Source organism: Aeromonas sp. 25-248 (assembly GCF_053005425.1).
The window spans coordinates 554161-580009 of the sequence record NZ_JBRKTB010000002.1 but is presented as its reverse complement, the minus strand read 5'-3'; the positions used below and the strand labels follow the sequence as shown (position 1 = coordinate 580009).

The 25849-nt window shown below is 63.7% G+C and carries 23 protein-coding genes; 8 read left to right on the top strand and 15 right to left on the bottom strand.

What is annotated here, in order from left to right:
• Positions 1–3: 3 nt before the first annotated feature.
• From ACVDHI_RS05980 to pspA, 7 genes are all read right to left on the bottom strand, one after another.
• On the bottom strand, positions 4–342 hold the full coding sequence (locus ACVDHI_RS05980) for a 4a-hydroxytetrahydrobiopterin dehydratase (RefSeq protein ID WP_042863781.1): 339 nt from the start codon (positions 340–342) through the stop codon (positions 4–6).
• A 41-nt stretch (positions 343–383) separates the two neighbouring features.
• Complete coding sequence (gene phhA, locus ACVDHI_RS05975; RefSeq protein ID WP_447211840.1) at positions 384–1178, bottom strand: phenylalanine 4-monooxygenase; 795 nt, start codon at positions 1176–1178, stop codon at positions 384–386.
• 166 nt (positions 1179–1344) lie between these two features.
• On the bottom strand, positions 1345–2388 hold the full coding sequence (locus ACVDHI_RS05970) for a YcjF family protein (RefSeq protein WP_324031688.1): 1044 nt from the start codon (positions 2386–2388) through the stop codon (positions 1345–1347).
• Positions 2389–2437: 49 nt separating this feature from the next.
• On the bottom strand, positions 2438–3844 hold the full coding sequence (locus tag ACVDHI_RS05965) for a YcjX family GTP-binding protein (protein ID WP_323939810.1): 1407 nt from the start codon (positions 3842–3844) through the stop codon (positions 2438–2440).
• A 72-nt stretch (positions 3845–3916) separates the two neighbouring features.
• Positions 3917–4321: an envelope stress response membrane protein PspC gene (gene pspC / locus ACVDHI_RS05960; protein WP_164882775.1), complete on the bottom strand. Its 405-nt coding sequence runs from the start codon at positions 4319–4321 to the stop codon at positions 3917–3919.
• The gene (gene pspB, locus ACVDHI_RS05955; protein WP_005300084.1) at positions 4318–4554 is read right to left on the bottom strand and encodes an envelope stress response membrane protein PspB; all 237 of its coding nucleotides are present in this window, start codon (positions 4552–4554) and stop codon (positions 4318–4320) included. The genes pspC and pspB overlap by 4 nt, the downstream gene beginning before the upstream one ends.
• Before the next feature lie 3 nt (positions 4555–4557).
• Complete coding sequence (pspA, locus tag ACVDHI_RS05950) at positions 4558–5238, bottom strand: phage shock protein PspA (protein WP_010674534.1); 681 nt, start codon at positions 5236–5238, stop codon at positions 4558–4560.
• 196 nt (positions 5239–5434) lie between these two features.
• Here pspA and pspF point away from each other — a divergent pair, with 196 nt between their 5' ends.
• The 6 genes from pspF (at position 5435) to ACVDHI_RS05920 (ending at position 12163) form a co-directional block, all read left to right on the top strand.
• Entirely contained in the window at positions 5435–6481 is a 1047-nt protein-coding gene (gene pspF, locus ACVDHI_RS05945) for a phage shock protein operon transcriptional activator (RefSeq protein ID WP_210538511.1), read from the top strand.
• Between the two features lie 136 nt (positions 6482–6617).
• Positions 6618–8213, top strand: a complete 1596-nt coding sequence (gene sapA / locus ACVDHI_RS05940) for an ABC transporter substrate-binding protein SapA (protein ID WP_447211872.1) — start codon at positions 6618–6620, stop codon at positions 8211–8213.
• Positions 8214–8274: 61 nt separating this feature from the next.
• Positions 8275–9234: an ABC transporter permease gene (locus tag ACVDHI_RS05935; protein WP_010674531.1), complete on the top strand. Its 960-nt coding sequence runs from the start codon at positions 8275–8277 to the stop codon at positions 9232–9234.
• Positions 9235–9323: 89 nt separating this feature from the next.
• Positions 9324–10217, top strand: coding sequence for an ABC transporter permease subunit (locus ACVDHI_RS05930; RefSeq protein WP_010674530.1), 894 nt, complete (start codon positions 9324–9326; stop codon positions 10215–10217).
• A gap of 79 nt (positions 10218–10296) precedes the next feature.
• Positions 10297–11295, top strand: coding sequence for a peptide ABC transporter ATP-binding protein (locus ACVDHI_RS05925; protein WP_010674529.1), 999 nt, complete (start codon positions 10297–10299; stop codon positions 11293–11295).
• A gap of 82 nt (positions 11296–11377) precedes the next feature.
• Complete coding sequence (locus tag ACVDHI_RS05920) at positions 11378–12163, top strand: peptide ABC transporter ATP-binding protein (RefSeq protein ID WP_447211839.1); 786 nt, start codon at positions 11378–11380, stop codon at positions 12161–12163.
• A 138-nt stretch (positions 12164–12301) separates the two neighbouring features.
• Here the strand turns inward: ACVDHI_RS05920 and miaE are convergent, their stop codons facing one another.
• Together miaE and ACVDHI_RS05910 are read right to left on the bottom strand one after the other, a co-directional pair.
• The gene (gene miaE, locus ACVDHI_RS05915; protein WP_042016277.1) at positions 12302–13060 is read right to left on the bottom strand and encodes a tRNA isopentenyl-2-thiomethyl-A-37 hydroxylase MiaE; all 759 of its coding nucleotides are present in this window, start codon (positions 13058–13060) and stop codon (positions 12302–12304) included.
• Positions 13061–13153: 93 nt separating this feature from the next.
• Positions 13154–14164: a LacI family DNA-binding transcriptional regulator gene (locus ACVDHI_RS05910; RefSeq protein WP_042863778.1), complete on the bottom strand. Its 1011-nt coding sequence runs from the start codon at positions 14162–14164 to the stop codon at positions 13154–13156.
• A 253-nt stretch (positions 14165–14417) separates the two neighbouring features.
• Here ACVDHI_RS05910 and ascF point away from each other — a divergent pair, with 253 nt between their 5' ends.
• On the top strand, positions 14418–15872 hold the full coding sequence (gene ascF / locus ACVDHI_RS05905; protein ID WP_447211838.1) for a PTS cellobiose/arbutin/salicin transporter subunit IIBC: 1455 nt from the start codon (positions 14418–14420) through the stop codon (positions 15870–15872).
• A 31-nt stretch (positions 15873–15903) separates the two neighbouring features.
• The gene (locus tag ACVDHI_RS05900; RefSeq protein WP_368222640.1) at positions 15904–17334 is read left to right on the top strand and encodes a 6-phospho-beta-glucosidase; all 1431 of its coding nucleotides are present in this window, start codon (positions 15904–15906) and stop codon (positions 17332–17334) included.
• A gap of 102 nt (positions 17335–17436) precedes the next feature.
• Here ACVDHI_RS05900 and purF read toward each other — a convergent pair whose 3' ends face one another.
• From purF to ACVDHI_RS05870, 6 genes are all read right to left on the bottom strand, one after another.
• Entirely contained in the window at positions 17437–18957 is a 1521-nt protein-coding gene (gene purF, locus ACVDHI_RS05895; protein ID WP_010674523.1) for an amidophosphoribosyltransferase, read from the bottom strand.
• An 18-nt stretch (positions 18958–18975) separates the two neighbouring features.
• The gene (locus ACVDHI_RS05890) at positions 18976–19467 is read right to left on the bottom strand and encodes a CvpA family protein (protein WP_041215288.1); all 492 of its coding nucleotides are present in this window, start codon (positions 19465–19467) and stop codon (positions 18976–18978) included.
• A gap of 175 nt (positions 19468–19642) precedes the next feature.
• Positions 19643–20938, bottom strand: a complete 1296-nt coding sequence (gene serS / locus ACVDHI_RS05885; RefSeq protein ID WP_039039009.1) for a serine--tRNA ligase — start codon at positions 20936–20938, stop codon at positions 19643–19645.
• Between the two features lie 282 nt (positions 20939–21220).
• The gene (locus ACVDHI_RS05880; RefSeq protein WP_041211365.1) at positions 21221–22558 is read right to left on the bottom strand and encodes a replication-associated recombination protein A; all 1338 of its coding nucleotides are present in this window, start codon (positions 22556–22558) and stop codon (positions 21221–21223) included.
• A 67-nt stretch (positions 22559–22625) separates the two neighbouring features.
• The gene (gene lolA / locus ACVDHI_RS05875) at positions 22626–23234 is read right to left on the bottom strand and encodes an outer membrane lipoprotein chaperone LolA (protein WP_041215917.1); all 609 of its coding nucleotides are present in this window, start codon (positions 23232–23234) and stop codon (positions 22626–22628) included.
• Between the two features lie 71 nt (positions 23235–23305).
• Entirely contained in the window at positions 23306–25810 is a 2505-nt protein-coding gene (locus tag ACVDHI_RS05870) for a DNA translocase FtsK (protein WP_042863776.1), read from the bottom strand.
• Between the last annotated feature and the right edge of the window lie 39 nt (positions 25811–25849).

Below are 25849 nucleotides of genomic sequence, written 5' to 3'. Positions count from 1 at the left end.
CGGTTACTTCATCAGACCGTCGGTGCGGGCTGCCATGATGAAATCGTTGCGATGCAAGCCGCCTATCTTGTGGGTCCACCAGCTCACGGTCACCTTGCCCCATTCAAGCAAGATCGCCGGATGATGGAACTCCGCCTCCGCCAGTTCTCCGAGGCGGTTGGTGAACGCCAGCCCCTCCTTGAAGTTGCGAAACACAAATTCACGACGCAGTTGCAGCTCGCCGTTGACCACCAGGGGCTGCCAGTCGGGGATGAGGAGCATCAGCTCCCCCAGCTCCTGATCGCTCACCCTGGGGGCATCGGCGCGGCACGCCTCGCATCGTTGACTCGCCAGTTCAGTCATTCGTGACTCCTTTCAAGAAACATTGTGGGAATGAATACGGGTCAGCTCGCCTGCTTGCCGGCAACGGGGGCAAAGCGGGGTGGACGCAGGCCAAGACAACGGGCCTCGGCCACGGCCGCCATGATCCCCGGCCCCTCCAGACCATAGAGGGTATCGAGACGAGGCAGCACGAAATAGGTCGGCTGCATGATGTCGATGCGATAGGGGGTACGCAGGATCTCCAGCAGATCGAAGGGTTGCAGCTCGGGCTTACCCGAGAGGGCATAGGCGGTCTCGCCGATGGAGGAGAGAATGCCGCCGCCGTAGATGCGCAGCCCCTCCTCCCCCTGCAGGAGACCGAACTCCACCGTGAACCAGTAGAGCCGCGCCAGATAGACCCGCTCCTCCTTGCTCGCATGGAGTCCGAGCCGACCATACAGGTGAGTGAAGTGGGCAAAGGCCGGGTTGGTCAGCATGGCGCAGTGGCCGAAGATCTCGTGGAAGATGTCGGGCTCTTGCAGGTAGTCGAGCTCGTCCCGGCGGCGAATGAAGGTGGCGACGGGAAAACGGCGATCAGCGAGCAGCGCGAAGAAGTGATCAAAGGAGATGAGGGCTGGCACCGCCGCCACCGACCAGCCGGTGGCGGGCATCAGGGCGGCGTTGATCTCGCCCAGCTGGGGGATGCGGTCCAGAGGCAGGTCGAGGCGTGCCAGCCCGGCCTGGTATTCATCGCAGGCCTTGCCATCGAGCGCCGCAACCTGGCGTGCAATCAGGATCCGCCAGGTGCCGTGCTCCTCGTCCGTGTAGTGGATCCTGCCCTGCCCATCCGGTTGGCGGGCCGTGTAGAGACTTGCCATGAGTGCTCCCATCCTTCGGGTGCCAGCCGCCATCCGGGCGGTCACTGGCCGTTGAGTCATGGGATCACTGTAACGGTTTGCCCCTCAAAAAAGCAGCCGACCCCGGGGTCGGCTGCTTTTGACAATTGTAAATAATTTGTGACATCCATGTCGGGTCCCAGCCACCTCACGACTTGTTGAGATAACCCGCCAACTGGCCGATCAGCCGCTTGCGCAGCTCGCCAAGCTTCGGCTTCTCGTCGGCACACCATGGGAGCGGACGACAGGCTTCCATGGTACGCATCCCGAGGCGCGCGGTGAGCAACCCGGCCCCGACCCCTTGGGCGGCGCGGGCGGAGAGCTTGGCGGTCAGCTCGGCCCCCAGCAGATCCATTCCCACCTCGGTCACCAGCTCGGTGGCCCCTGCATAGAGCATGTTGCGAAACACCTGGCGGATGAGGCGGATGCGGCTCCAGTAGCCGAGCTCGATGGCGTAGACATCGGCGATGTCCTCGATCATCCGCAGGTTGCGCCAGAGCATCAGCATCATGTCGACGGTGGCGAGCGGGCTCAGGGCCACCAGCACGGCGGCCTCCCCCGACCATTTGGCGACGCGGGCCTGGGCCAGCTTGTCCCGCTCGGTGAGCACCAGCTGGCTGTAGAGGGTCAGCACTTCCCGATCGCTGTGGCTCTCGTCAAGCTGGGATAACCAGGTGCGATACCCTTCCCGCCCCTTGTCACCGCTCTTCTCGGCCAGGGTCTCGCAGAAGGCCTGCCCCTGACCCACCCCCTGATGGGCCAGCAGATCCTCGGCTCTTGAGCGCACATCCTGGCGCCGCTTCAAAGTGCGCAGCCGCAGCCATTCGCGCCCCGCCACCCCGGCGGTACCCACCGCCACCAGGCCGGAGGCGAGCAGCCAGGCCCCGCCCCAGAAGGGGGAGGCGGCAAACTGATCCACCAGAAAAGCGCCAAACTGGCCAAGGGACAACAGCCCCACCCCGCCCAGCCCCCAGGCCAGCAGACGATGACGGCGCCGAGGCCTGACGTGAAGCGCGGGTTCCACCTCGGTGAGCTCGTCCAGCGCGTCCAGAGGCTCGAAGCTCTCCTCTTCCAGCCGCCGGGCCGGGGCCGGTGGTTGCGCTTCGCTTGCCATCGAGGGCGCGGGCTCCAGCGTCACCTTGCCTTGCAGGGGAGCGGCGTCATCGGTGCGCCATCTTGTTTGATCGTTCATCGCATTCTCTCCTGTGGGCGCCCCTCGAGCACAGCGGGCCACCCACCCGTTATTCGAGGTGATCCCCGAGCAGGAATTCCAGCGCCGCATCGAGCCGGATATGGGGGAGCGCCTGATGGGCGCTCATGGGCAACGGGCGAAAGGCCTGAAAATCAAACCCTTGAGTTTTCCACCACTGCGCAGGCGGGATCTGGGCAGGCACCTCCCCCGGGAAGAGCAGCAAGGGCTCGCCCGAGAGGGTAGTGCCACGAATGGCGGGAAATTCCCGTCCGTCTGCCACCCCCTTGCCCACCTCGGTGGCCTTGATGGCGGCCAGCGCCAGGCATTCTGTCTCTATCCCCTCGAAGCGGGCCTGACCCCGGCCACGGCTCACCAGGTGCTGCAGGAGCGACACCAGAGGCCCGTGCTGCTCCGGCGTGACGTGATCGGCCTTGCTCGCCACAAACAGCAGCTTGTCGATGCGCGGGGAGAAGAGGCGGCGCCACCAGTTGCTCTTGCCGTAGGCGAAGCTCTCCATGATGCGGGCGATGGCCTGCTGCATGTCACCAAAGCTCGCGGCACCGGCATTGAGGGGCGCCAGGCAGTCCACCAGCACGATCTGGCGATCAAAGCCTGCAAAGTGCTGCTCATAGAAGCCCTGTACCAGATGCTGCTTGTACTGCTCGAAGCGCTGCTTGAAGGTGGCGTAGAGGGTGCCGTCTTCGGGGGAGTGTGTGGGCATCTCCCATACCCAGGGCACGAATTGCAGCAGCGGCGCACCGGCATACTCGCCGGGCAACACGAAACGCCCGGGCTGGATGAGGTGAAGCCCGAGCGCCTGCTTGCAGGCGTGCAGATAATCGGTGTAGCGGGCGGCCAGTTCGCTGGCGTCCCGCTCCTCGAAGGCTTGATCCGCCTGCCAGAGCGGCGTCATCCAGCCTGCCGCCAGGGCTTGCAGCTCGGGGCGGCACAGTTGCTCCCGCACCTGCTCGCTCCACTGCTCGTAGTTCAGATCCAGCAGCGGCAAATCCAGCAGCCACTCCCCGGGATAATCCACCAGATCCACATAGAGGGTGGAGATCTCCCCCAAGTGCCGACGCAGCGGATGGCGGGTGCGATAGCGGATCTCGAGGCGTACCTCGGCCACCCCCCGGGTCGGCGCGGGCCAGGCGGGCGGATCGCCAAACAGGGCATCGAGGCCCCGTTCGTAGGGGAAGGTGGGAATGTGGGCGTTTTGCTGGGGCACCCGGCGAGCACCGAGAATGCGTCCCTGGCGCTGGGCGTCCCAGAGTGGCAGACGACCGTCGATGGCCGCGTGCTCCAGTTGATTGACCAGCGCCGTGATAAACGCGGTCTTGCCACTGCGAGAGAGGCCGGTGACCGCCAGCCGGATGTGGCGATCCCGGGCCCGGTTCACCGCGTCAACGGCCTTGTGCTGGAGCACCGACCAGGAGTGTTCAAGTTTGTTGCGTATCAAGGCGGGTCTTCTTCTCCTTGTGATCACATCAGAGAGACGGCCGCGAGGCAGTATCCTCGCGGCCCGGTACGATTAGAGCTTGCTGAACTCCCGTTGCAGGGTGAACTCCTTGGAGGTCACCAGCTTCTCGATGCGCTGCACCCTGGGCTCCAGTGCATCCAGCTCCTGGCCGATGCGGACAAGGGCCTGATGAGGTGTGACGCCTGCCTGCCAGCTGCGCGCCTTCATCCGCACCTCTGCGAACTCGGCATCTTCCTGGGAGTAGAGGGTGACCGGCTTCTTGTCGAGCAAGAACCAGGCGGCAATATAGGCGGTGAAGGTGATGAAGCCGGCGAAGATGAGACCACTGATGGCCAGCAGCCGCACGATCCAGGTCTCCACCCCGAAGTACTCTGCCAGACCGGCACAGACCCCGGCAATCTTGCCTCGCTGGGGATCCCGGTACAGGTTGCGCCCTTCACGACTGACACTGTTCATACCTTGTTCCTCCAACCGGGGACTTCCGCATCCAGAATCGACTCCAGGGCGCCGACCCGTTCCTGCATCTTCTCGGCACGCACCAGCAAGCCCTGCAGCTGTTCACGCTCACCATCGGCAAGACCGGCGCCAATGCGTCCCTTGGCACGGTAGTGCAGCACCAGCCAGATGGGGGCCACCACCACCATGAAGACCACCATGGGAACCATCAATACACCCAGCAGATCTTCCATCTGTTACTCTCCCTGTTTCGGTGCCGGATTGTGCTGGCCCAGCTTCTGGCGCATGGCTTCCAGCTCGCGGCTAATCTGGTCGTCCGCTTCCAGCTCGGCAAACTGCTGGGCGAGCGCCTTGTCGGACTGCCCCAGATCGGCGCGGGCTTCCATCTCGTCGATGCGGCGCTCCATGCGCTCGAACTTGCTCACCACGGCCTGACTGTCGCCACGGGCCACCTGGCTTTGCACGTTGAGGCGGCTGCTGGCGGCTTCGCTGCGAATGGCCATCGCCTTCTGGCGGGCACGGGCGTCTTCCAGCTTGGCTTCCAGTTGGCGGATCTCCTCCCCCAGCTTCTCGATGCCGCTGTCCACCGCCTGCTGTTCCCGAGACAGGGCGTCGGCAAGCTCCGCCTGCTTGCTCTTCTCGATGAGGGCGGCCCGGGCCAGATCTTCGCGCCCTTTGGTCAGGGCCAGCTCGGCCTTGCCCTGCCACTCGGCGACCCGCTCCTGATGGCGGCTCACCTGACGGCCGATCTCTTTTTGATTCGCGAGGAAGCGGGCCAGATTGGAGCGCTCCTTCACCAGTTCATCTTCCATCTCCTGGATGATCAGACGCACCATCTTCTGGGGATCTTCCGCCTTGTCGAGCAGGGCCGTCAGATTGGAATTGATGATGTCGGCCAGGCGAGAAAAAATGCTCATGATTGTACTCCTGTGATAGGCATCGGGTTGTGTCTCCATTGACAATGGCAACTTGTGTGCCAATCTGGAACAATATTTAACTTGTTGATTTATATGGGCACTCAGAATGCAGTTCAAGTCCCGGGGAAACAAGTGATGATTAAAATAACCAACTTTTGGTAAGATTAACCAGATTTTTCAACTCACAGGGGCAGGGATGACCACGGCCACGGAAAGTCTGTTGGGTGAATCCAACGCATTTCTAGAAATCATCGAGCAGGCATCGCGCCTCGCGCCGCTGCGCAAGCCCGTACTCATCATCGGCGAGCGTGGAACCGGCAAGGAGCTCATCGCCCACCGCCTACATTATCTCTCGGATCGCTGGGATCAAAGCTTTGTCACCATCAACTGTGCCACCTTGAGCGAGAGCCTGCTAGAGACCGAGCTGTTTGGCCACGAGGCGGGCTCCTTCACTGGCGCCGCCAAGCGCCATCAGGGGCGCTTCGAGCGGGCCGACGGCGGCACCCTGTTCCTCGACGAACTGGCCACCACCAGCGCCCGGGTGCAGGAAAAACTGCTGCGGGTCATCGAGTACGGGGAGTTCGAACGGGTGGGCGGTGCCAAGCCCCTCAAGGTGGATGTGCGGCTGGTGTGCGCCACCAACGAGGATCTGCCTGCACTGGCAGAGAAAGGACAGTTTCGTCACGACCTGCTGGACCGGCTCGCCTTCGACGTCATCACCCTGCCCCCCCTTCGGGAGCGGCGCGAGGACATCCTGATGCTGGCGGAGCACTTCGCCCACGGCATGACCCGGGAGCTGGGGTATCCGCTCTTTGCCGGCTTCTCGCGCAAGGCGACCCAGCTGCTGCAAGATTACCCCTGGCCGGGCAACGTGCGGGAGCTCAAGAACGTGGTGGAGCGCAGTCTCTATCGCCAGGGCAACCCCCAGTTGCCGCTGGCGGATCTGGTGCTCAATCCCTTTGACTCCCCCTGGCGCCCCCGTGCCCGAGGTGACGCCGCCCCTTCCACGGACGCGCCGACCTCGGCAGAGACGGCCCCGACCCCGACCCTGCCGCTGGATCTCAAAGGGGCGGTGGCGGAGTACGAGATTAATTTACTCAAGCAAGCGATGCAGCAATCCCAGTATAATCAGCGCAAAGCAGCCCAGTTGCTGGCCCTGAGCTATCACCAGTTCCGGGGGATGCTGCGCAAATATCAATTGCTGGACGGGGATGACAACAGTGGCAACCAGGAGGCGGGCTGATGCCTGGCACCGGGTCTGTGCGCGCGGATAACGCGGCGCACGTCACCCCTGACGGGAGCGCCTGCCCGGCCGCCCCCCGCAACGCGCCCGCCCCCTGGCGGGCAACTTTGTCTGAAAACATGGTTCCAACATGAGAATGCTCACCCCCCTGCTGCTTGGTCTCCTGGTCCTGGTCAGCGGCTGTCAGAAACGCGATGAAGCCTCCAAAACCGGGCTCATCTATTGTGCCGAAGGGGCACCCCGAACCTTCAACCCGCAGCTTGCCAATTCGGATGCGACCCTGGATGCCAGTGCCCGCCCCATCTACGATCGCCTGCTCGAGGTCAATGCCAACACCCTCGGCATCGAAGGGGGGCTCGCCACCCGCTGGCAAAGCAGCGAGGACGGCCTCTCCTATACCCTGACCCTGCGCAAGGGAGTGACCTTCCACCGTACCCCCTGGTTCAGCCCGACCCGTCACTTCAATGCCGACGACGTCCTGTTCACCTGGCAGCGCCTGCTGGACGAACACCACCCCTTCCACGCCGTCTCCGGCGGCGAGTACCCCTATTTTTACAGCCTGGGGCTCGGCAACCTCATCAAGCGGGTCTACAAGAAGGGGCCCTATGAGGTGGTGTTCGAGCTGAACCGCCCCGATGCCTCCTTCCTCGCCACCCTGGCCAGCGACTACGCCATCGTGCTCTCCGCCGAGTACGGGGAGCAGATGCTAAAGGCCGGCACCCCGGCGCTGCTGGACAGCCGCCCCATCGGCACCGGCCCCTTCAGCTTCAAGGAGTATCGCCACAACGAGTTCGTGCGCTACCTGCGCCACCCCGGCTACTGGGGCGGCGAGGCCAGAATGGAGCAGCTCATCTACGACATCACCCCCAAGTCCTCCAAGCGCCTGGCCAAGCTGCTGACCGGCGAGTGCGACGTGATGAGCACCCCCTCTGCCAGCCAGCTGTCGGTGATCGACAAGGACTCCCACCTGGATCTGTCGGTGCAGTCGGGGATGAACGTCGCCTTCCTCGCCCTCAATACCCGCAAGGCCCCGTTCAACAAGGTGCAGGTGCGCCAGGCCCTCGCCAGCGCCATCAATGTGCAGAATCTGCTGCAGGCGGTCTATTTCGAGACCGGCCAGAGCGCTGCCAGCCTGCTGCCGCCCCTCTCCTGGGGCTACAATCCCTCCCTGCCCCAGCGCAAGCAGGATCTCAAGCTCGCTCGCCAGTTGCTCAAGGACGCGGGCTACCCCAACGGCTTCGAGATGCAGGTGCTGGTGCAACCCGGCGCCCGTCCCTACAACCCGGACGGCCTCAAGACGGCGCAACTGATGCGCAGCGATTTCGCCAAGATTGGGGTGAGCCTCAAGATAGTGCAGCAGGCCTGGCCGGTCATCGAGACCCGGCTCGCCCATGGACAATATGACAGCCTGCTCTCGGGCTGGATCGCCGACAACGCGGATCCGGACAACTTCTTCCGCCAGTTGCTGAGCTGCGCCGCCGTCGAGCGGGGCAACAACTACAGCCGCTGGTGCAGCCCCGCCTTCGATCAGCTGCTGGACGATGCGGTGACCACCCCGCAGCTCGCCTTCCGCCTGCGCAACTATTACTATGCCCAGTCCTTGCTCAACGAGCAGTTGCCGCTCATTCCCCTGGCCCATGCCCTGAGAACCCAGGTGAGTCGCAGCGACATTCAGGGGCTGACCCTGATGCCCTTTGGCGGCACCACCTTCAACCAGGCCCATCGGGAGTGACCATGACAGATAACCACTCCATCGTCGGGCCATCGGCGCACCGCCCCCAGGAGGCATAAGCATGTTTTTCTATATCCTGCGCCGCATCACCCTGCTGGTGATCACCCTCCTGGTGCTGACTCTGGGGGCCTACCTCCTGGAGTTTCGCCTCATCACCCAGGTGCTGGATTTCTGGCACGGCTATCCTGACTTCCTCCAGCGCATCGCCGCCGGGGATTTCGGGCTCTCCAGCGTCTCCGGCCAGCCGGTCCTCGACGAGATCCGTCACTACTTCCCGGCGACCCTGACCCTCTGCCTCGCCGCCTTCGCCATCTCGCTGCTGGTGGGCATCCCCCTGGGCACCCTGGCGGCCCTCTATCAGGGGCGCAGCCCGGACCTCTCCATCATGGCCGCCGGCCTCGTCGGCTATGCCATCCCGGTCTTCTGGCTGGGGCTGCTGATGGTGATGTTCTTCTCCCTGGATCTTGGCTGGCTCCCCTCCTCCGGCCAGATCAGCCTGCTCTACGACGTGCCCTCCATCACCGGGATCGCCATCGTCGATGTGCTGATGAGCCAGGAGCCCTGGCGGGAAGCGGCCCTGCACGACGCCCTGCGCCATCTGGTACTGCCTTCCCTGGTGCTGGCCGTGGTGCCCACCACCGAAGTGATCCGCCACGTGCGCAGCTCCCTCATCGACGTGATGAAACAGAACTACATCAAGGCTGCCGCCAGCCGCGGACTCTCCCGCCGCCAGATCGTCTGGCGTCACGGGCTCAAGAACGCCCTGCCCCCCGTGTTGCCGCTGCTGGGGCTGCAACTTGGCAGTGTGCTCACCTCCGCCATGATCACCGAGGTGGTGTTCGACTGGCCCGGCATCGGCCGCTGGCTGGTGAGCAGCATCGCGCTGCAGGACTACGCCGCCATCCGCGGCGCCTTCCTGGTGGTGGCGAGCTTCGTCATCTTCATCAGCGTCAGCACCGATCTGCTGACCACCATCATGTATCCGGCACGGCGTAAAGAACTCTATGCAAGACAAGATTGATTGCGGTCTGTGGATGAACCACGGCGGCCCATGGGCCACCGGCGCACAGGCGTGCCCATCCCCTTGCGACCAGCACGGGAGCCTGCACCATGCACGATAAATCGAACATCTATCCGGAGCTCAAGATCCTCTCCCCCCTGGAGCAGACCTGGGCCTCCTACCGGCGCAACCCGCTGGCCATGGCGGGGCTCTGGTGCTTCGGGCTGCTGCTGCTGGTGACCCTCATCGGTCCCCTGGTGATCCCCTACGGCATCGACGATCAGCACAGCAACCACCTGCTGCTCGCCCCCTCCTGGGCCAACAGCGGCAACATCGATTACTTCCTGGGGACCGACGATCTGGGGCGCGACATCCTCTCCCGTCTGGTGGCCGGGGCCAGACTCACCTTCGGCAACGCCCTGCTGGTGGTGCTCATCGCGCTGGTCATCGGCTCGGCCATCGGCATCCTCGGTGGCATGAGCAAGGGGGTGAAGTCGAGCGTGCTCCATCACCTGCTCGATACCCTGCTCTCCATCCCGTCCCTGCTGCTGGCCATCATCGTCGTGGCCATCCTGGGGCCGGGTCTGTTCAACACCCTGATCGCCATCACGCTCGCGTTGATACCGCCCTTCATCCGGGCGACCTACAACGCGGTTCACGCCGAGATGCAGAAGGAGTACATCATCGCCAGCCGCCTCGACGGCTCTCCGCCCCAGCGGATCATGCGCCTGGCCATCTTGCCGAACATCGTCGAGACCCTGGTGACCCAGACCACCCGCACCCTCTCCGCCGCCATCCTGGACATCTCGGCGGTGGGCTTCCTCGGTCTCGGGGCCCAGTCTCCCCAGCCGGAGTGGGGTGCCATGCTGGCCGATTCGAGCGATCTTATCTATCTGGCCCCCTGGACGGTGACCCTGCCCGGGATGGCCATCCTGTTCAGCGTGCTGGTGACCAACCTGGTGGGCGAAGGTATTCGCGAAGCACTCAAAGAGGGGAACGACTGATGTTGCCAGCCTTGTTATCTATCCCCGCCCCCGGACGCCCTGAGCGACCCGGCTGCGCCCTGAACGGGAGACATTGCTGATGCCCCTGCTCGACATACGCAACCTCACCATCGAAATCGACACCCCCCAGGGCAAGGTCAAGGCGGTGGACAGAGTCAGCCTGACCCTGAACGAGGGGGAGATCCGCGGGCTGGTGGGGGAATCCGGCTCGGGCAAGAGCCTGGTGGCCAAGGTGATCGTCGGCATCCAGAAGGACAACTGGACGGTGCGCGCCGACCGGATGCGCTTCAACGACATGGACCTGCTGACCATGGCGCCCAAGGAGCGGCGCCGCATCATGGGGCGGGAGATAGCGATGATCTTCCAGGACCCTATCAGCTGCCTCGACCCCTCCGAGGAGATAGGCACCCAGCTCGAAGAGGCCATCCCCACCAGCGCCTTCACCGGCAAGTTCTGGCAGCGTTTCCAGTGGCGCAAGAAGCGGGCCATCGCCCTGCTGCACCGGGTTGGGGTCAAGGATCACCGCAAGGTAATGCGGGCCTATCCCCACGAACTGTCGGACGGCATGTGCCAGAAGGTGATGATCGCCATGGCCATCGCCAACCAGCCGCGCCTGCTGGTGGCGGACGAGCCCACCAGCGCCATGGAGTCCACCACCCACTCCCAGATCCTGCGGTTGCTGGACAAGATGAACAAGCTGGGCAATACCACCATCCTCATCATCAGCAACGACATCGCCGCCATCGCGAACCTGACCGACACCCTCAACATCATGTATTGCGGCCAGATGGTGGAAGTGGGGACCCGGGACCAGATCCTGGAATCCCCTCACCACCCCTATACGGATGCCCTGCTCAAATCCATCCCGGACTTTGACAAGCTGGTGCGCCACAAGTCCCGGCTCGAGACCCTGCCCGGGGTGATACCGCCGCTGCAGCATCTGCCCATCGGCTGCCGCCTCGGCCCACGCTGCCCCTACGCCCAGAAGCAGTGCGTGCAGACGCCGCTGATGAGCAAGGTCAAGGGGCATCAGTTCAGTTGCCACTTCCCGCTCAACATGGAAGAACCGAAGAAATGAACCGGCACCAGACCCTGATCCGGGGCACCTGCCCGCCCCGTCAGCCCCTCTATCCGGCGAGCACACCCAAGGAGACCACGTCGTGACCGAACCTTCCCTGTTGCAGGTCAGGGGCCTGTGCAAGACCTACCAGAACCGCACCGGCCTGTTCAGGCGCCGCGCGGTGGAGGCGATAAAGCCCCTCTCGTTCGATCTCGAGGTGGGCCAGACCCTGGCCATCGTCGGGGAGGCGGGCTCGGGCAAGAGCACCCTTGCCCGCATTCTGGCGGGCATGATTGAACCGAGCGGCGGGGAGATCGCCATCGAGGGGCAACCCATGGTCCACGGCGATTACCAGACCCGCTGCAAGCTGCTGCGGATGATCTTCCAGGACCCCAACACCTCCCTTAACCGGAAAATCCGGGTCGGCCAGATCCTGGAGACCCCCCTTCGCCTCAACACGGCCCTGAGCGAGGAGGAGCGCCGGGAGAAGGTGATCCAGACCCTGCGCATGGTGGGCATGCTGCCCGACCACGCCCTCTTCTATCCCCAGATGCTCTCCGCCGGCCAGCAGCAGCGGGTGGGGCTGGCACGGGCGATCATCCTCAATCCCAAGATAGTGGTGGCGGACGAGGCGCTCTCGACCCTGGATATTTCGGTACGCTCCCAGATCATCAACCTGCTGCTGGAGATGCAGGAGACCATGGGGCTGAGCTATGTGCTGGTGGCCAACGATCTGGGGATCGTGAGCCACATCAGCGACGAGGTGCTGGTGATGCACGAAGGGCGTGTGGTGGAGCGCGGCAAGACCTTGCGGGTCTTCGCCGATCCCCAGCACGACGTCACCCGCCGCCTCATTCAGAACTACAACAACGAATACCGCCGCTGATCCCGCGGTGCGTTTCCCCTTGCGCCAGACATAAAAAAACCCGGCCTGATGTCTCATCAGTCGCCGGGGGATTGCGCTCAAAAAGTGATTGCGTCGCTCGTAGTAGGAACAGGGGAATGGTAGGCAGCCCCCGTCACCTCAACAACTGTCAGATCTGACAGGCAGTCCGCTATGGAATCGGAATTGCGGATCCGGCGAACAGATGAGCTCGGCCTCCAGGCGACCGAAGAAGGCCACCCGCTCGCTGATGTCTTCGTCTGCGAACGTCTGTGCCAGGGCCAGGTAGTCCTGATAGTGACGCGCCTCCGAGCGCAGCAGGGAGACATAGAAGCGGCCAAGCTCCTCGTCCAGATGAGGGGCCAGCCTGGCAAAACGCTCGCAGGATCGCGCTTCGATATAGGCACCGATGATCATCTTGTCCACCACGGCCGCCGGCTCGTAGGTGCGCACATGGGTCAGCAGGCTGCGGGCATAGCGGGAGGCGGTGACGGGACCATAGGGGATGCCCCGTGCGGCCATGATCTCCAGCACCTGCTCGAAGTGGTGCAGCTCCTCCTGGATGAGGCGCACCATGGGGAACAGCAGGGGATTGCGCTCCAGCTCGGCAAACACGCTCCTGTCTGATTCGCCCATGGTGCGCTTGCCGAGGATCTCCGCCTTCTCCGGCAAGGCATCGAGCTCCCGGTAGAAGGTCAGCTTGGGCAGCAGGTGACGCTTCTCCTTGGGCAGGCAGTAGCGGCGCACCAGGCTGTGGGCGGTGAGTGCCGCCTTGTTCTCGCAGTTGGCGTGATCGATAAGCAGGGTCGGCAACTGGGCGGGATCCCGCGCCATTTCCACCCACTCATCCGGGGTCTCGCAATGCAGGAACTGGCGAACGGGGGCTAACAGGTCATCCATCTGAACTCTCATCTGTTGATACGACACGCGGCGCCTGGCGCCGGGGGGCCTATGCTAACGGATCCCGCCCGGCCTGCCCACCGCCATCATGACTCAGCCCGTCAGACGCCTGAGGGAGTCGCGGCGGATCAGGGTGCCGCTGAAGGCGGGCAGTGCGTCCCGGCTCCCCTCCTCCACCATGGTGATCAGGCGGTTGATGGTCTCCTGGATCATCCCGTTCACCGGCATCTTGACGCTCGACAGCGCGGGAATGACGTAAGGGGCCAGGGGAATGTCGTCAAACCCCACCACCGAGACCTCGTCAGGCACCATCACACCGGCTTCGTGCAGCCGTTTGATGGCCCCGATCGCCATGTCATCGTTGCTGGCCACCAGGGCGCTGAAGCGAGCGCCTCGCGCCAGCAAGGTCGAGACGGCGGCCGCGCCACAGGCGGGGGTCCATTTGCCGGGGGCGATCAAGGTCTCCTGCACGGGGATGCCGTGCCGGATCAGCGCCTGCCGGTAACCGGCCAGGCGCTCGGCGCCGGTGGGGGAATCCGCAGAGCCTGCTATGAAGGCGATCTCCCTGTGCCCCATGGCCACCAGCTTGTCCACCACCGCCTCCGCCGCCGCCTGCTGGTCCGCATAGACGCAGTGGGCCGGATGGCGGCTCAGACGCCGGTTGAGCACCATGATGGGCTGCTCATGCTGCTCGATGATCTCGTCCATCTCCTCCACCCCAAGAAAGCGCGGATAGATGATGACGCCATCGCAACGGGAATCGAGCAGATACTGGATGGCCTGGCGCTCCTCGTCGGCGCTGTGCTTGCCGTCCGCCAGTATGAGCTGGCGCCCGCGATCCTCGGTCATCCGCGCCACCTGGGAGAGCAGCTCGCCGAAGTAGACGCCGTGGTAGAGGGTGTTGGTGACCACCAGTCCCAGGGTCCGGGTATGCCTGGTCGCCAGCTGCCTCGCCACCAGGTTGGGGCGATAGCCGCACTCCTCGATGGCCTGCTGCACCCGGTCCCGGGTCTCCTGGCTGGTGTAACCATTGCCCGACAACACCCGGGAGACCGTCGCCTTCGACACCCCTGCCCGCCTTGCCACCTCCAGCATCGTCGTCATTGTGTTCTCCCTTGCTCGTAACGGGGCGCAGTGTACTGCACCGCCCCCGGCTTGTCGTCGCACGAATGGCGTGCAGGCCCGGGTTCAGTGATCTCATTCACGGATCCGGACGCTCGCTGCACAAGATGCTTGTCTCCCGCGCTCAGGCCGCGCACTCTATGTGGAACCGGTTCCACATTCAGTTTCATGCGCGTTCCCGCCCTTCGCGGCGGCGGGGGCGAGCAGGCCCACTTGGTTAAAAGGATCTACCTCGATGTCAAAAAACTATGCGGCTCTGGCCGGTACCGTCATCACCGCACTCGGCGGCGCCGACAACGTCGTCGCCGTGACCCACTGCATGACGCGGCTGCGCTTTGTGCTCGGCGATCCCGCCCGGGTCAATGGCCCTGCCCTCAAGGCGATCACGGGCGTGCTCGGGGTGGTGCAGGCGGACAACCAGTGTCAGGTGATCATCGGCAACACCGTCTCCCACGCCTATCGCGAGGTGCTGGCCCTGCTGCCCCAGGGTGGCGGGCAGACCCCGCTTCCGGAAGTTTCCGCTGGCTGGAGCCTGCGCCGCATGGGCGCCGCCATCCTCGACGCCCTGATCGGCACCATGTCCCCCCTCATCCCGGCCATCATCGGCGGCTCCATGCTCAAGCTGCTGGCCATGGTGCTGGAGATGACCGGCGTGCTGGAGAAAGGCTCCTCGACCCTCACCATCCTCACGGTGGCCGGGGATGGGGCCTTCTTCTTCCTGCCCCTGATGGTGGCCGCCTCCGCCGCCGTCAAGTTCAAGACCAACATGTCCCTGGCCATCGCCATCGCAGGCGTGCTGGTGCACCCCAGCTTCATCGAGCTGATGGCCAGAGCCGCCGAAGGAGAGCAGGTGACCTTCGCCCTGGTCCCGGTGACCGCGGTCAAATACACCTACACCGTCATTCCGGCCCTGGTGATGACCTGGTGCCTCTCCTACATCGAGGGCTGGGTCGACCGCATCACTCCGGCGGTCACCAAGAACTTCCTCAAACCCATGCTGATCGTGCTGATCGCGGCGCCGCTGGCCATCCTCTTCATCGGCCCCGTCGGCATCTGGATTGGCACCGCCATCTCCGGCCTGGTCTACACGGTCCACGACTACCTGGGCTGGCTGTCGGTGGCCATCATGGGGGCGCTCTGGCCCCTGCTGGTGATGACCGGCATGCACCGCGTCTTCACCCCGACCATCATCCAGACCATCGCCGAGACCGGCAAGGAAGGCATGGTCATGCCCTCCGAAATCGGCGCCAATCTCTCTCTTGGCGGCTCGTCCCTGGCGGTGGCCTGGCGCACCCGTAACCCGGAACTGCGCCAGACGGCGCTCGCGGCGGCCGCCTCCGCCATCATGGCGGGGATCTCCGAACCCGCGCTCTACGGTGTGGCCCTGCGCCTCAAGCGTCCGCTCATCGCAAGCCTCATCAGCGGCTTTGTCTGCGGCGCCGTCGCCGGCATGGCGGGGCTCGCCAGCCACTCCATGGCCGCCCCCGGGCTCTTTACCAGCGTGCAGTTCTTCGATCCGGCCAACCCCATGACCATCGCCTGGGTGTTCGGCGTGATGGCCCTCTCGGTGGTGCTCTCCTTCGTGCTGACCCTGGTGATGGGGTTCGAGGACATCCCGGTCGAGAGCCCGGCCCCCCGCGCCGCACCCGTGCAACCCGTCGCCACCAGCCAGGCGCAGGCCGGGCTGTGACACCCCATTCAGACATGACAAGAGGTAACCAATGTCGTTAACAAGATTTCCCGAGGGCTTTCTCTGGGGCGGTGCCCTGGCCGCCAATCAGGCGGAGGGCGGCTATCTCGAGGGGGGCAAGGGGCTGACCACGGTAGACATGATCCCCCATGGCCCGCGCCGCATGGCGGTCAAACTCGGCCAGGAGAAGCGCATCACCCTGCAAGATGACGAGTTCTACCCAAGCCACGGGGCCATCGACTTCTATCACCGCTATCGGGAGGACATCGCCCTGATGGCCGAGATGGGCTTCACCGTGTTTCGCACCTCCATCGCCTGGGCCCGTCTCTACCCCAGGGGGGACGAGCGCGAGCCCAATGCCGAGGGCATCGCCTTCTACCGCGCGGTGTTCGAGGAGTGCAGAAAGTACAACATCGAGCCCCTGGTGACCCTGTGCCACTTCGATGTGCCCATGCACCTGGTGACCGAGTACGGCTCCTGGCGCAACCGCCAGATGGTGGAGTTTTTCACCCGCTACGCCCGCACCTGCTTCGAGCAGTTCGACGGCCTGGTGAAGTACTGGCTCACCTTCAACGAGATCAACATCCTGCTGCACAGCCCCTTCTCCGGGGCGGGGCTGGTGTTCGAGCAAGGGGAGCACCAGGATCAGGTGAAGTATCAGGCCGCCCACCACGAGCTGGTGGCCAGCGCCCTGGCGACCCGGATCGCCCACGAGGTGAACCCGGCCAACCAGGTGGGCTGCATGCTGGCGGGGGGCAACTTCTACCCCTACTCCTGCAAGCCCGCCGACGTCTGGACCGCCCTCCAGAAAGATCGGGAGAACCTCCTCTTCATCGACGTGCAGGCCAGGGGCGCCTATCCGGCCTATGCGCAGAGGGTGTTTCGTGACAAGGGGGTCACCCTGGTGAAGGGGCCGGAAGATGACGAGATCCTCAGGCACACCGTGGATTTCGTCTCCTTCAGCTACTACGCCTCCCGCTGCGCCGCCGCCGACATGAATGCGGGCAACACCAGCGAGGCCAACGTGGTCAAGTCCCTGCGCAATCCCCACATCGAGGTGAGCGAGTGGGGTTGGGGCATCGACCCCCTGGGCCTTCGCATCACCCTCAACACCTTGCACGATCGCTACCAGAAGCCCCTCTTCCTGGTGGAAAACGGCCTGGGTGCAGTGGACGAAGTGAACGAGCAAGGGGAGATAGAGGACGACTACCGCATCGCCTACCTGCGCGCCCACATCGAGGCCATGGGGGACGCCATCGAGGACGGCGTGCCCCTGATGGGGTACACCAGCTGGGGCTGCATCGATCTCGTCTCCGCCTCCACCGGCGAGATGAGCAAGCGCTATGGCTTCGTCCACGTGGACCGGGACGACGCCGGCCATGGCACCCTGACCCGCCGGCGCAAGAAGTCGTTCTGGTGGTACAAGAAGGTGATCGCGAGCAACGGGGAGGATCTGGCCTGAGGACCCTTGTGTGGGTTGTCCAGGCGCTGCGCCGAGTGCACGAATACAAGATGGGGGCCTAGGCCCCCATCTTTTTTCATCGCGCTGGCAATCTGAAAACGTTTAACTGCCTTCGTTGAAGATCTCGAGGTTGCTGGTCCCTTCCTGCCACTCGCGCACCGCCTTGTTGTCGTCGCTGCGCAGGGCATTGAGGTGGTCCAGATAACCCTGATCCACGTCGGAGGTCACATAGTGGCCGTTGAAGACCGAGGTCTCGAAGTGGCGCAGCTCGGGGTTGATCTCCCGCACCGCCTCTTCCAGATCTTCCAGATCCTGGAAGATGAGGCCGTCGGCACCGATAAGCTTGCACACCTCTTCCACTTCACGGCCATGGGCAATGAGCTCGTTGGCGGTGGGCATGTCGATGCCGTAGACGTTGGGGAAGCGAATTTCCGGCGCGGCCGAGGCGAAGTAGACCTTGGCGGCCCCTGCTTCACGGGCCATCTGGATGATCTGCTCGGAGGTGGTGCCCCGCACGATGGAGTCGTCCACCAGCAACACCTTCTTGCCCTTGAATTCGGAGCTGATGGCGTTGAGCTTGCGGCGCACCGACTTCTTGCGCTGGGTCTGGCCCGGCATGATGAAGGTACGGCCGATGTAGCGGTTCTTCACGAAGCCCTGACGGTACGGCAGGCCCAGGGTGTGGGCGATTTCCAGCGCCACGTCGCAGGAGGTCTCGGGGATGGGGATGACCACGTCCACGTCGAGATCGTCCCACTCCCGTGCGATCTTCTGGCCCAGCTTGCGACCCATGTTGAGGCGGGCGGCATAGACGGAGACCTTGTCGATGAAGGAGTCGGGACGGGCGAAGTAGACGTATTCGAAGATGCAGGGGTTCATCTGCGGGTTCTCCGCACACTGCTCGGAGAAAAGCTGGCCCTGCTCGGTGATGTAAATGGCCTCGCCCGGGGCGACGTCACGCACCGTCTCGAAGCCGATGGCGTCGAGGGCCACGCTCTCGGAGGCGAGCATGTACTCCACCTGCCCCTGCTCGTCGACCCGGCGACCCAGGATCAGCGGGCGAATGCCGTTGGGGTCGCGGAACCCGATGAGGCCGTGGCCGATCACCAGAGAGACCACGGCATAGGCGCCGCGGATCTGCTGGTGCACCTTGCGCACCGCCGAGAAGATATCTTCCGGGCGCAGCGCCATCTTGTCGCACAAGTCCAGCTCGTGGGCCAGCACGTTCAACAGCACTTCGGAGTCCGAGGTGGTGTTGATGTGGCGGCGGGCCACCTTGAACTGCTGCTCCTTGAGCTCCTTGGCGTTGGTGAGGTTGCCGTTGTGGGCCAGCACCATGCCGTAGGGGGAGTTCACGTAAAACGGCTGCGCCTCTGCCGCACTGGAGCTGCCTGCGGTGGGATAACGGACGTGTCCGATGCCGATATTCCCTTTCAGGCGCTGCATGTGGCGCACTTCAAACACATCCTTCACCAGACCGTTGGCCTTGCGTTGCCGGAAGTTTCCACTGTCAATGGTCACGATCCCGGCGGCATCCTGTCCCCTGTGCTGCAACACCGTCAAGGCGTCGTAGAGGGCCTGATTGACGGGGGTGGTGCCAACTATACCGACAATACCGCACATGTCTTTGCTACCTCGAAGTCACTGTACCTGTTGAAGAAAACTGGACGAGCTCATCATGAACCCGAAAAACCACTGGATCACCGGTTTGAACTCCGGCACCAGCCTGGACGCCACCCACCAGTCGCTCTGGGAGAGGCTGGTGAAGGTATCCATGAAAAACAGCAGGGCGCTGACGATCAGCACCCCGCGAATGGCGCCAAAACAGACCCCGAGCACCCTGTCGGTGCCGGAAAGCCCGGTCTTTTCCACCAGCAGGCCCACCACGTAGTTCACCACGCTGCCGAGGATCAGGGTCGCCACGAACAGGGCGGCGATGGCCAGACCGTTGCGAACCATGGCATCGGAGAAAGAGGTGAAATAGACGGCGAGATCGGGATAGAAATGGCTGGCAATGAAAAAGGCGACGAACCAGGTGACCAGAGACATGGCCTCCTTGAGAAAGCCGCGCACCAGGCTGATGAGGGCGGAGAAACCGACGATGCCGATGATGGCGTAATCAATCCAGACCATAGAAAAAGATGTCCTGCGAAATTGCGGCGCAGTCTAACAAAAACGATTGCGCAATGCTTGATAAAATTGTGTTACAGGCCCGAAGGGAGCTATCCCTTCCCCTTGCGGCGGGTTTCCCGGGCCCAGAATGCACAACGCCATGGCATGCCATGGCGTTGTCGTCTGCAACGAGCGCTTACCCGATGTGGGTCAGGCCGCCCATGTAGGATTGCAGCGCAGCCGGGATGGCGATGCGGCCATCTGCCTGCTGGTAGTTCTCGAGCACGGCCACCAGGGTACGACCCACCGCCAGACCGGAACCATTCAGGGTGTGAATGAGCTGCGGCTTGCCGTCGATGCGCACGCGAGCCTGCATGCGGCGCGCCTGGAAGTCGGTGCAGTTGGAGACGGAGGAGATCTCGCGATAGGTGTTCTGGGCCGGCAGCCACACTTCCAGATCGTAGGTCTTGGCGGCGCAGAAGCCCATGTCACCGGTGGAAAGCGCCATCACGCGATACGGCAGCTCCAGCAGTTGCAGCACCTTCTCGGCGTGACCCACCATCTCTTCCAGGGCATCCCAGGATTTTTCCGGGTGCACCAGTTGCACCATCTCGACCTTGTCGAACTGGTGCATACGGATGAGGCCACGGGTATCACGACCGTAGGAGCCCGCTTCGGAGCGGAAGCAGGGGCTGTGGGCGGTCATCTTGATGGGCAGCTCCTGCTCGTCGAAGATCTCGTCACGGGCCATGTTGGTGAGCGGCACTTCGGAGGTCGGGATGAGGGAGAACTTGCGCACCTTGCCTTCGTCTTCCCCTTCCCCTTCGATGCCGGTATTGAAGAGATCCTGGGAGAACTTGGGCAGCTGGCCGGTGCCGTACAGGCTGTCCGGGTTGACCAGATAGGGCACGTAGCACTCGGTGTAGCCGTGCTGCAGGGTGTGCAGGTCCAGCATGAACTGGGCCAGGGCGCGGTGCAGACGGGCAATCTGACCCTTCATGACCACGAAACGGGCGCCGGAGAGCTTGACGCCGTTCTTGAAGTCGACCCCCTTGGCCGCCTCACCCAGATCGATGTGATCGCGCACCGGGAAATCGAACTCACGCGGGGTACCCCAGCGGCGGACCTCCACGTTGTCGTTCTCGTCACGGCCCACCGGGGTGGTCTCGCTCGGCAGGTTGGGGATGGCGTCGGCGATCCCCTTGAGCTGGGCCAGCAGGGCCTCCAGCTCGACCTTGCTGGTCTCGAGCTCGTCGTTGATCTTGGTCACCTCGGCCTTGAGGGGGGCAACATCTTCACCACGACGGGCAGCCTCACCGATGGACTTGGAGCGGGCGTTGCGCTCGGCCTGCAGCTCCTGGGTGCGGGACTGCAGATCCTTGCGTTTCTCTTCCAGAACATTGACCGCCGCTACGTCCAGAACGTAGCCACGTGTCGCCAGACGAGCGGCAGCTTCGGTGATGTCGCTGCGCAGATATTTGGGATCCAGCATGGTTTACCTACTTTTTTTAATGGGATCTGGGCCCGGGTCATCGTGACCGGGTTGGGAAACAGATCCGGAAGTTAACATCGGTTGGCGCACCCCTTTGCCTTCGGAATCGGGCCTTCGAAATCAAGAAGATGGTGCAAGGCCAAGACAACCGGGGTCAGACGGGCAGTGTAGCAGACCGCCCCCCCGCCCGAACAGGGACTATTGCGCCCGTTTTTGCCGGGAACCCCCTCCCCTGATGCCTTTGCCGTGCCCTTTTCCGGGCAAGGAACCTGAAGGTCTTTCCTATCGCTTGCGCGGGCTCTGCTTGTCCAGCTCATGCAGATAGTCGAGCTTCTGGGCTATCTGCTTCTCAAGCCCCCGCTCGGTGGGCTGATAGTACTGCTTGCCGGCAAGCTCCGGGGGGAAGTACTGCTCGCCGGCCGCATAGGCCCCCGGCTCGTCGTGGGCGTAGCGATACTCGGCGCCGTAGCCCAGCTCGCTCATCAGCTTGGTCGGTGCATTGCGAAGGTGCGGCGGCACCTCGAAGTCCGGCAGGTTCTTGGCGTCGTGAAGCGCCGCCTTCCAGGCGGTGTAGACCGCATTGCTCTTGGGGGCGCAGGCGAGGTAGACGATGGCCTGGGCGATGGCCCGCTCCCCTTCCGCCGGGCCGATGCGATGGAAGCAGTCCCAGGCCGAGAGCGCCACCTGCATGGCACGGGGATCGGCGTTGCCCACGTCTTCCGAGGCAATGGCCAGCAAGCGGCGGGCGATGTAGAGGGGATCGCAGCCGGCGCTCACCATACGGGCATACCAGTAGAGGGCCGCATCCGGTGCCGAGCCGCGAATGGACTTGTGCACCGCCGAGATGAGGTCGTAGAAGTGATCGCCGCCCTTGTCGAAACGGGCCACGTGCTCCCCCACCACGGCGGCGAGCAGGGTACTGTCGATCACCCGCGCCCCTGAGCTGTCGGCCTCGGCCATGTCGGCCAGGAGCTCCAGATAGTTCAGAGACTTGCGCCCGTCCCCGTCCACCGCTTTCGCCAGCGCCTCCTTGGCCCCGGGGGCAAAGCGCAGGCTAGGGTCATTGAGGCCGCGCGGGTCCTGCATCGCCTGATCGATCATGGCGAGGATGTCCTGCTCCTCCAGCCTCTTGAGCAGATAGACCCGGGCCCGGGAGAGCAGCGCGTTGTTGAGCTCGAATGAGGGGTTCTCGGTGGTGGCGCCGATGAAGGTGATGGTGCCGTCTTCGATGTGGGGCAGGAAGACATCCTGCTGGCTCTTGTTGAAGCGGTGGACTTCATCCACGAACAGGATGGTGCGCACCCCGCGCCAACCGTTCTCCTTCGCCTTGTCGAGGGCCGCGCGGATCTCCTTGATGCCGGAGGTGACCGCCGAGAGCCGCTCCACCTCCGCCTGGCAGTAGTGGGCAACCAGTTCTGCCAGCGTGGTCTTGCCGGTGCCGGGGGGCCCCCAGAGGATCATGGAGTGGCAGTGCCCCGCCAGGATCGCTTTTCGCAGGGGCTTGTCCGGCCCCAGGATATGCTGCTGGCCGATGTACTGCTCGAGGGTTTGCGGCCGCATCCGGGCCGCCAGCGGACGAAAGTCCGAGGAGAAATCCAGGGATAAATTGCTCATCTGCATTGACCTTGCAGCTGACCGGTCGTCCATGACGCCCGGTCAGACGATAACGCCGGTAACGGCTGGCTCATCAACGCTGGTCGTCCAGCTCGACCCCCTTCGGGATCTTGAAGACAAATTCGTTGCCCTTGAGCACCGGCTTGCGATCAAAACCACTTAAGACGAACTCGCTCCACTGCCCCTGCGCCTCTTTCACGTCGAAGCGGCTGATGTTGTTCTGACGGTCGAAGGTGATGCGAAAGGAGGCGATCAGCTCGTCCTTGTTGCGGCTGGTGACGGTGTAGACATCCCCTTCCTGGGTCACGTCATAGTTCTTCCAGAGGCTGTTGTCGTTGCCCGCGATGAGCACGAAGGGGGTGTTGAGCACCGCATCCTTCATCTTGAGGGCGGTGACCTGCTCGACGAAGGGGTCGTACACCCACACATCCTTGCCATCGGCCACGATCAGGCTCTCGTCCGGGGAGGTAGTGTGCCAGTTGAAGCGGTTGGGCCGCTGCACCAGCAGGGAGCCGCTCGCCTTTTGCAGCTCCTTGCCCTTGCTGTCATAGACGGTCTGGGCAAATGTGGCGGAGAAGACATTGACGGAGGAGAGCTTCTCCTTGAGATCGCTGGCCGCATCGGCCCATACCTGGCTGCTGGCGACCAGCAGAATGGAACCCATCAACAGTTGTTTTTTCATCAGGCTCTTCATAGGGAGGTTCTCGATAAAAGGCCACGCCCGCAGAGGGCATGGCCAGGATGATGTGAGGCTTAGTCACGGACCGGCGGCGGTGCCAGCACGTCGCGCTGGCCGTTGCCGCCCGGGGCGCTGACGATGCCCTGGTTTTCCATCTGCTCGATGAGACGGGCCGCCCGGTTGTAACCGATCTTGAACTTGCGCTGGACGCTGGAGGTGGAGCCACGGCGGGATTCCACCACGAAGGCCACCGCCTCGTCGAACAGGGGATCGAGCTCTTCATCGCCGCCCCCGCCGAAGTCGCCACCGCCGCCCTCGCCGTCCGACTCACCGGAGAGGATCTCGTCGATGTAATCCGGCTCCCCACGCAGTTTCCAGTCCGCCACCACCTTGTGTACCTCGTGGTCATCGACGAAGGCACCGTGGACACGGGTGGGGTTGGAGGTGCCGGCAGGCATGTAGAGCATGTCACCCATGCCGAGCAGGGATTCGGCGCCCCCCTGGTCCAGGATGGTGCGCGAATCAATCTTGCTCGACACCTGGAAGGAGATACGGGTCGGGATGTTGGCCTTGATGAGACCGGTAATGACATCCACCGACGGACGCTGGGTCGCGAGGATAAGGTGAATACCGGCCGCCCGCGCCTTCTGGGCGATACGGGCGATAAGCTCCTCCACCTTCTTGCCGACGATCATCATCATGTCGGCGAACTCGTCCACCACCACCACGATGTGGGGCAGTTTTTCCAGCTCCGGCGGCATCTGATCCATGGAGTCGCCCGGACGCCACAGGGGGTCGACCAGGGGATCCCCCGCCTCGATGGCGGCCAGCACCTTGTCGTTGTACCCCTTGAGGTTGCGCACCCCGACCGCGGACATCAGCTTGTAGCGACGCTCCATCTCGCCTACGCACCAGCGCAGGGCGTTGGCGGCATCCTTCATGTCGGTGACCACCTCGGTCAGCAGATGCGGAATGCCTTCATAGACCGAGAGCTCCAGCATCTTGGGGTCGATCATGATAAAACGCAGATCCTCGGGGGAGGATTTGTAGAGCATGGAGATGATCATGGTGTTCACCCCCACCGACTTGCCCGAACCCGTGGTACCGGCCACCAGCAGGTGGGGCATCTTGGCGAGGTTCACCACCACGGGTTCCCCCGCGATGTCCTGACCCAGCCCCATGGTGAGCGGATTGCGGCTGGCCGCGAACGCCTCGCAGTCGAGGGTTTCCCGCAGGTAGACGGTCTGGCGTACCCGGTTGGGCAGCTCGATCCCGACGAACGTCTTGCCCGGAATCACTTCCACCACCCGCACGCTGCTGGCAGAGAGAGAACGGGCGAGATCCCGGGAAAGATTGGTGATCTTGCTCGCCTTCATGCCCGGCGCCAGGTCCAGCTCGAAGCGGGTAATGACGGGACCGGGATAGACGCCCACCACCTTGGCCTGCACGTTGTAATCGGCGAGCTTCGCCTCCACCAGCCGGCCCATGCGCTCCAGCTCGTCCTTGCTCATCATCTGGGTCTTGGCGGGCGGCCTGTCCAGCAGATCGATGCTCGGCAAAGGGGCCAGACCGGGCTGGGGACGGCGCTTGGCTTTCACCGGCGCAGCGGCAATGGGAGCATCGGGTTCGTCATCCCCCTCCGCCCAGGGCAAGTCGAGGTCATCTTCCTCCTGGCGCACGGCAGGACGCGGACGGCCATTGGCCACGCGCTTGCCCTTGGCGGCAGGCGCCGGAGCCTCGTCCTCTTCGTCGTCAAACTGCGGATCGAACTGGAAGGTGTCTTCGTCAAGCTCCGGCAGCCATTCGTCAGCTTTTGTCTTTTGAGCGCGATTCTTCGCCTTGGGGTTGCGTGTCCAGCTGCCATGGGGGTCTTCGTCATCCTCTTCCTGATCGAAGCTGCCCACGCCCCCTTCCAGCAGGGGATCCGGCCCCTCATAGCGGGGCTGGCGCCAGCCACCGGTGAGCCAGCGGCCCAGGGTGGTGGGGAAATGGTAGATGGCGCTGACTGAGCCGGTGCAGGCGGCACCGATGCGCTCGACGATGGTGAGCCAGGACCAGCCGGTAAAGAGGGTGATGCCGGTGGCCACGAAGCAGAGCAGCATCAGGTTTGCCCCCACGCCGCCAAAGAGCGGCACCACGGCTGAGGCGATCACATCCCCCACCAGGCCGCCGGCGGAAAAGTTCTGCAAGTCGTTGAAGTTCATGCTGGCGATGGCGGACATGCCAAGCACCGTCAGCACGAAGCCGATGATCCGTACCGACAGGGTGAGGTAATCCACTTCCAGCAGCTTGCTCGGGCGCCAGAACAGGCTCCAGCCAAGCAGCACCACCAGAGGGGGCACCAGATAGGAGAAGGCCCCGAAGGTAAACATGGTGATGTCGGCGAGCCAGGCACCGGCGCTGCCCGCGAGGTTTTTCACCTCCCCTTGCCAGGAGGTTTGCGACCAGCCGGGATCGGCGGGATGGTAGGTCAGCAGGGCAAGCAAAAGATAGGCAGCCATCAGGGTGATGGCGATCAAGACGGCCTCGAAGATCCGTTGTGTACCTGATAAAGGAGTAAACAGCTTTTTATCGGCCAAACTCCGGCTCCTTTGTGAAAACATGAATGCGGGGATAGG

What these genes read in the sequence shown, in the direction of transcription:
- ACVDHI_RS05980 (WP_042863781.1), bottom strand. Translation starts at nt 342, where the DNA reads ATGACTGAACTGGCGAGTCAACGATGCGAGGCGTGCCGCGCCGATGCC.
- phhA (WP_447211840.1), bottom strand. Translation starts at nt 1,178, where the DNA reads ATGGCAAGTCTCTACACGGCCCGCCAACCGGATGGGCAGGGCAGGATC.
- ACVDHI_RS05970 (WP_324031688.1), bottom strand. Translation starts at nt 2,388, where the DNA reads ATGAACGATCAAACAAGATGGCGCACCGATGACGCCGCTCCCCTGCAA.
- pspC (WP_164882775.1), bottom strand. Translation starts at nt 4,321, where the DNA reads ATGAACAGTGTCAGTCGTGAAGGGCGCAACCTGTACCGGGATCCCCAG.
- pspB (WP_005300084.1), bottom strand. Translation starts at nt 4,554, where the DNA reads ATGGAAGATCTGCTGGGTGTATTGATGGTTCCCATGGTGGTCTTCATG.
- pspA (WP_010674534.1), bottom strand. Translation starts at nt 5,238, where the DNA reads ATGAGCATTTTTTCTCGCCTGGCCGACATCATCAATTCCAATCTGACG.
- pspF (WP_210538511.1), top strand. Translation starts at nt 5,435, where the DNA reads ATGACCACGGCCACGGAAAGTCTGTTGGGTGAATCCAACGCATTTCTA.
- sapA (WP_447211872.1), top strand. Translation starts at nt 6,618, where the DNA reads ATGCTCACCCCCCTGCTGCTTGGTCTCCTGGTCCTGGTCAGCGGCTGT.
- ACVDHI_RS05935 (WP_010674531.1), top strand. Translation starts at nt 8,275, where the DNA reads ATGTTTTTCTATATCCTGCGCCGCATCACCCTGCTGGTGATCACCCTC.
- ACVDHI_RS05930 (WP_010674530.1), top strand. Translation starts at nt 9,324, where the DNA reads ATGCACGATAAATCGAACATCTATCCGGAGCTCAAGATCCTCTCCCCC.
- ACVDHI_RS05925 (WP_010674529.1), top strand. Translation starts at nt 10,297, where the DNA reads ATGCCCCTGCTCGACATACGCAACCTCACCATCGAAATCGACACCCCC.
- miaE (WP_042016277.1), bottom strand. Translation starts at nt 13,060, where the DNA reads ATGGATGACCTGTTAGCCCCCGTTCGCCAGTTCCTGCATTGCGAGACC.
- ACVDHI_RS05910 (WP_042863778.1), bottom strand. Translation starts at nt 14,164, where the DNA reads ATGACGACGATGCTGGAGGTGGCAAGGCGGGCAGGGGTGTCGAAGGCG.
- ascF (WP_447211838.1), top strand. Translation starts at nt 14,418, where the DNA reads ATGTCAAAAAACTATGCGGCTCTGGCCGGTACCGTCATCACCGCACTC.
- ACVDHI_RS05900 (WP_368222640.1), top strand. Translation starts at nt 15,904, where the DNA reads ATGTCGTTAACAAGATTTCCCGAGGGCTTTCTCTGGGGCGGTGCCCTG.
- purF (WP_010674523.1), bottom strand. Translation starts at nt 18,957, where the DNA reads ATGTGCGGTATTGTCGGTATAGTTGGCACCACCCCCGTCAATCAGGCC.
- ACVDHI_RS05890 (WP_041215288.1), bottom strand. Translation starts at nt 19,467, where the DNA reads ATGGTCTGGATTGATTACGCCATCATCGGCATCGTCGGTTTCTCCGCC.
- serS (WP_039039009.1), bottom strand. Translation starts at nt 20,938, where the DNA reads ATGCTGGATCCCAAATATCTGCGCAGCGACATCACCGAAGCTGCCGCT.
- ACVDHI_RS05880 (WP_041211365.1), bottom strand. Translation starts at nt 22,558, where the DNA reads ATGCAGATGAGCAATTTATCCCTGGATTTCTCCTCGGACTTTCGTCCG.
- lolA (WP_041215917.1), bottom strand. Translation starts at nt 23,234, where the DNA reads ATGAAAAAACAACTGTTGATGGGTTCCATTCTGCTGGTCGCCAGCAGC.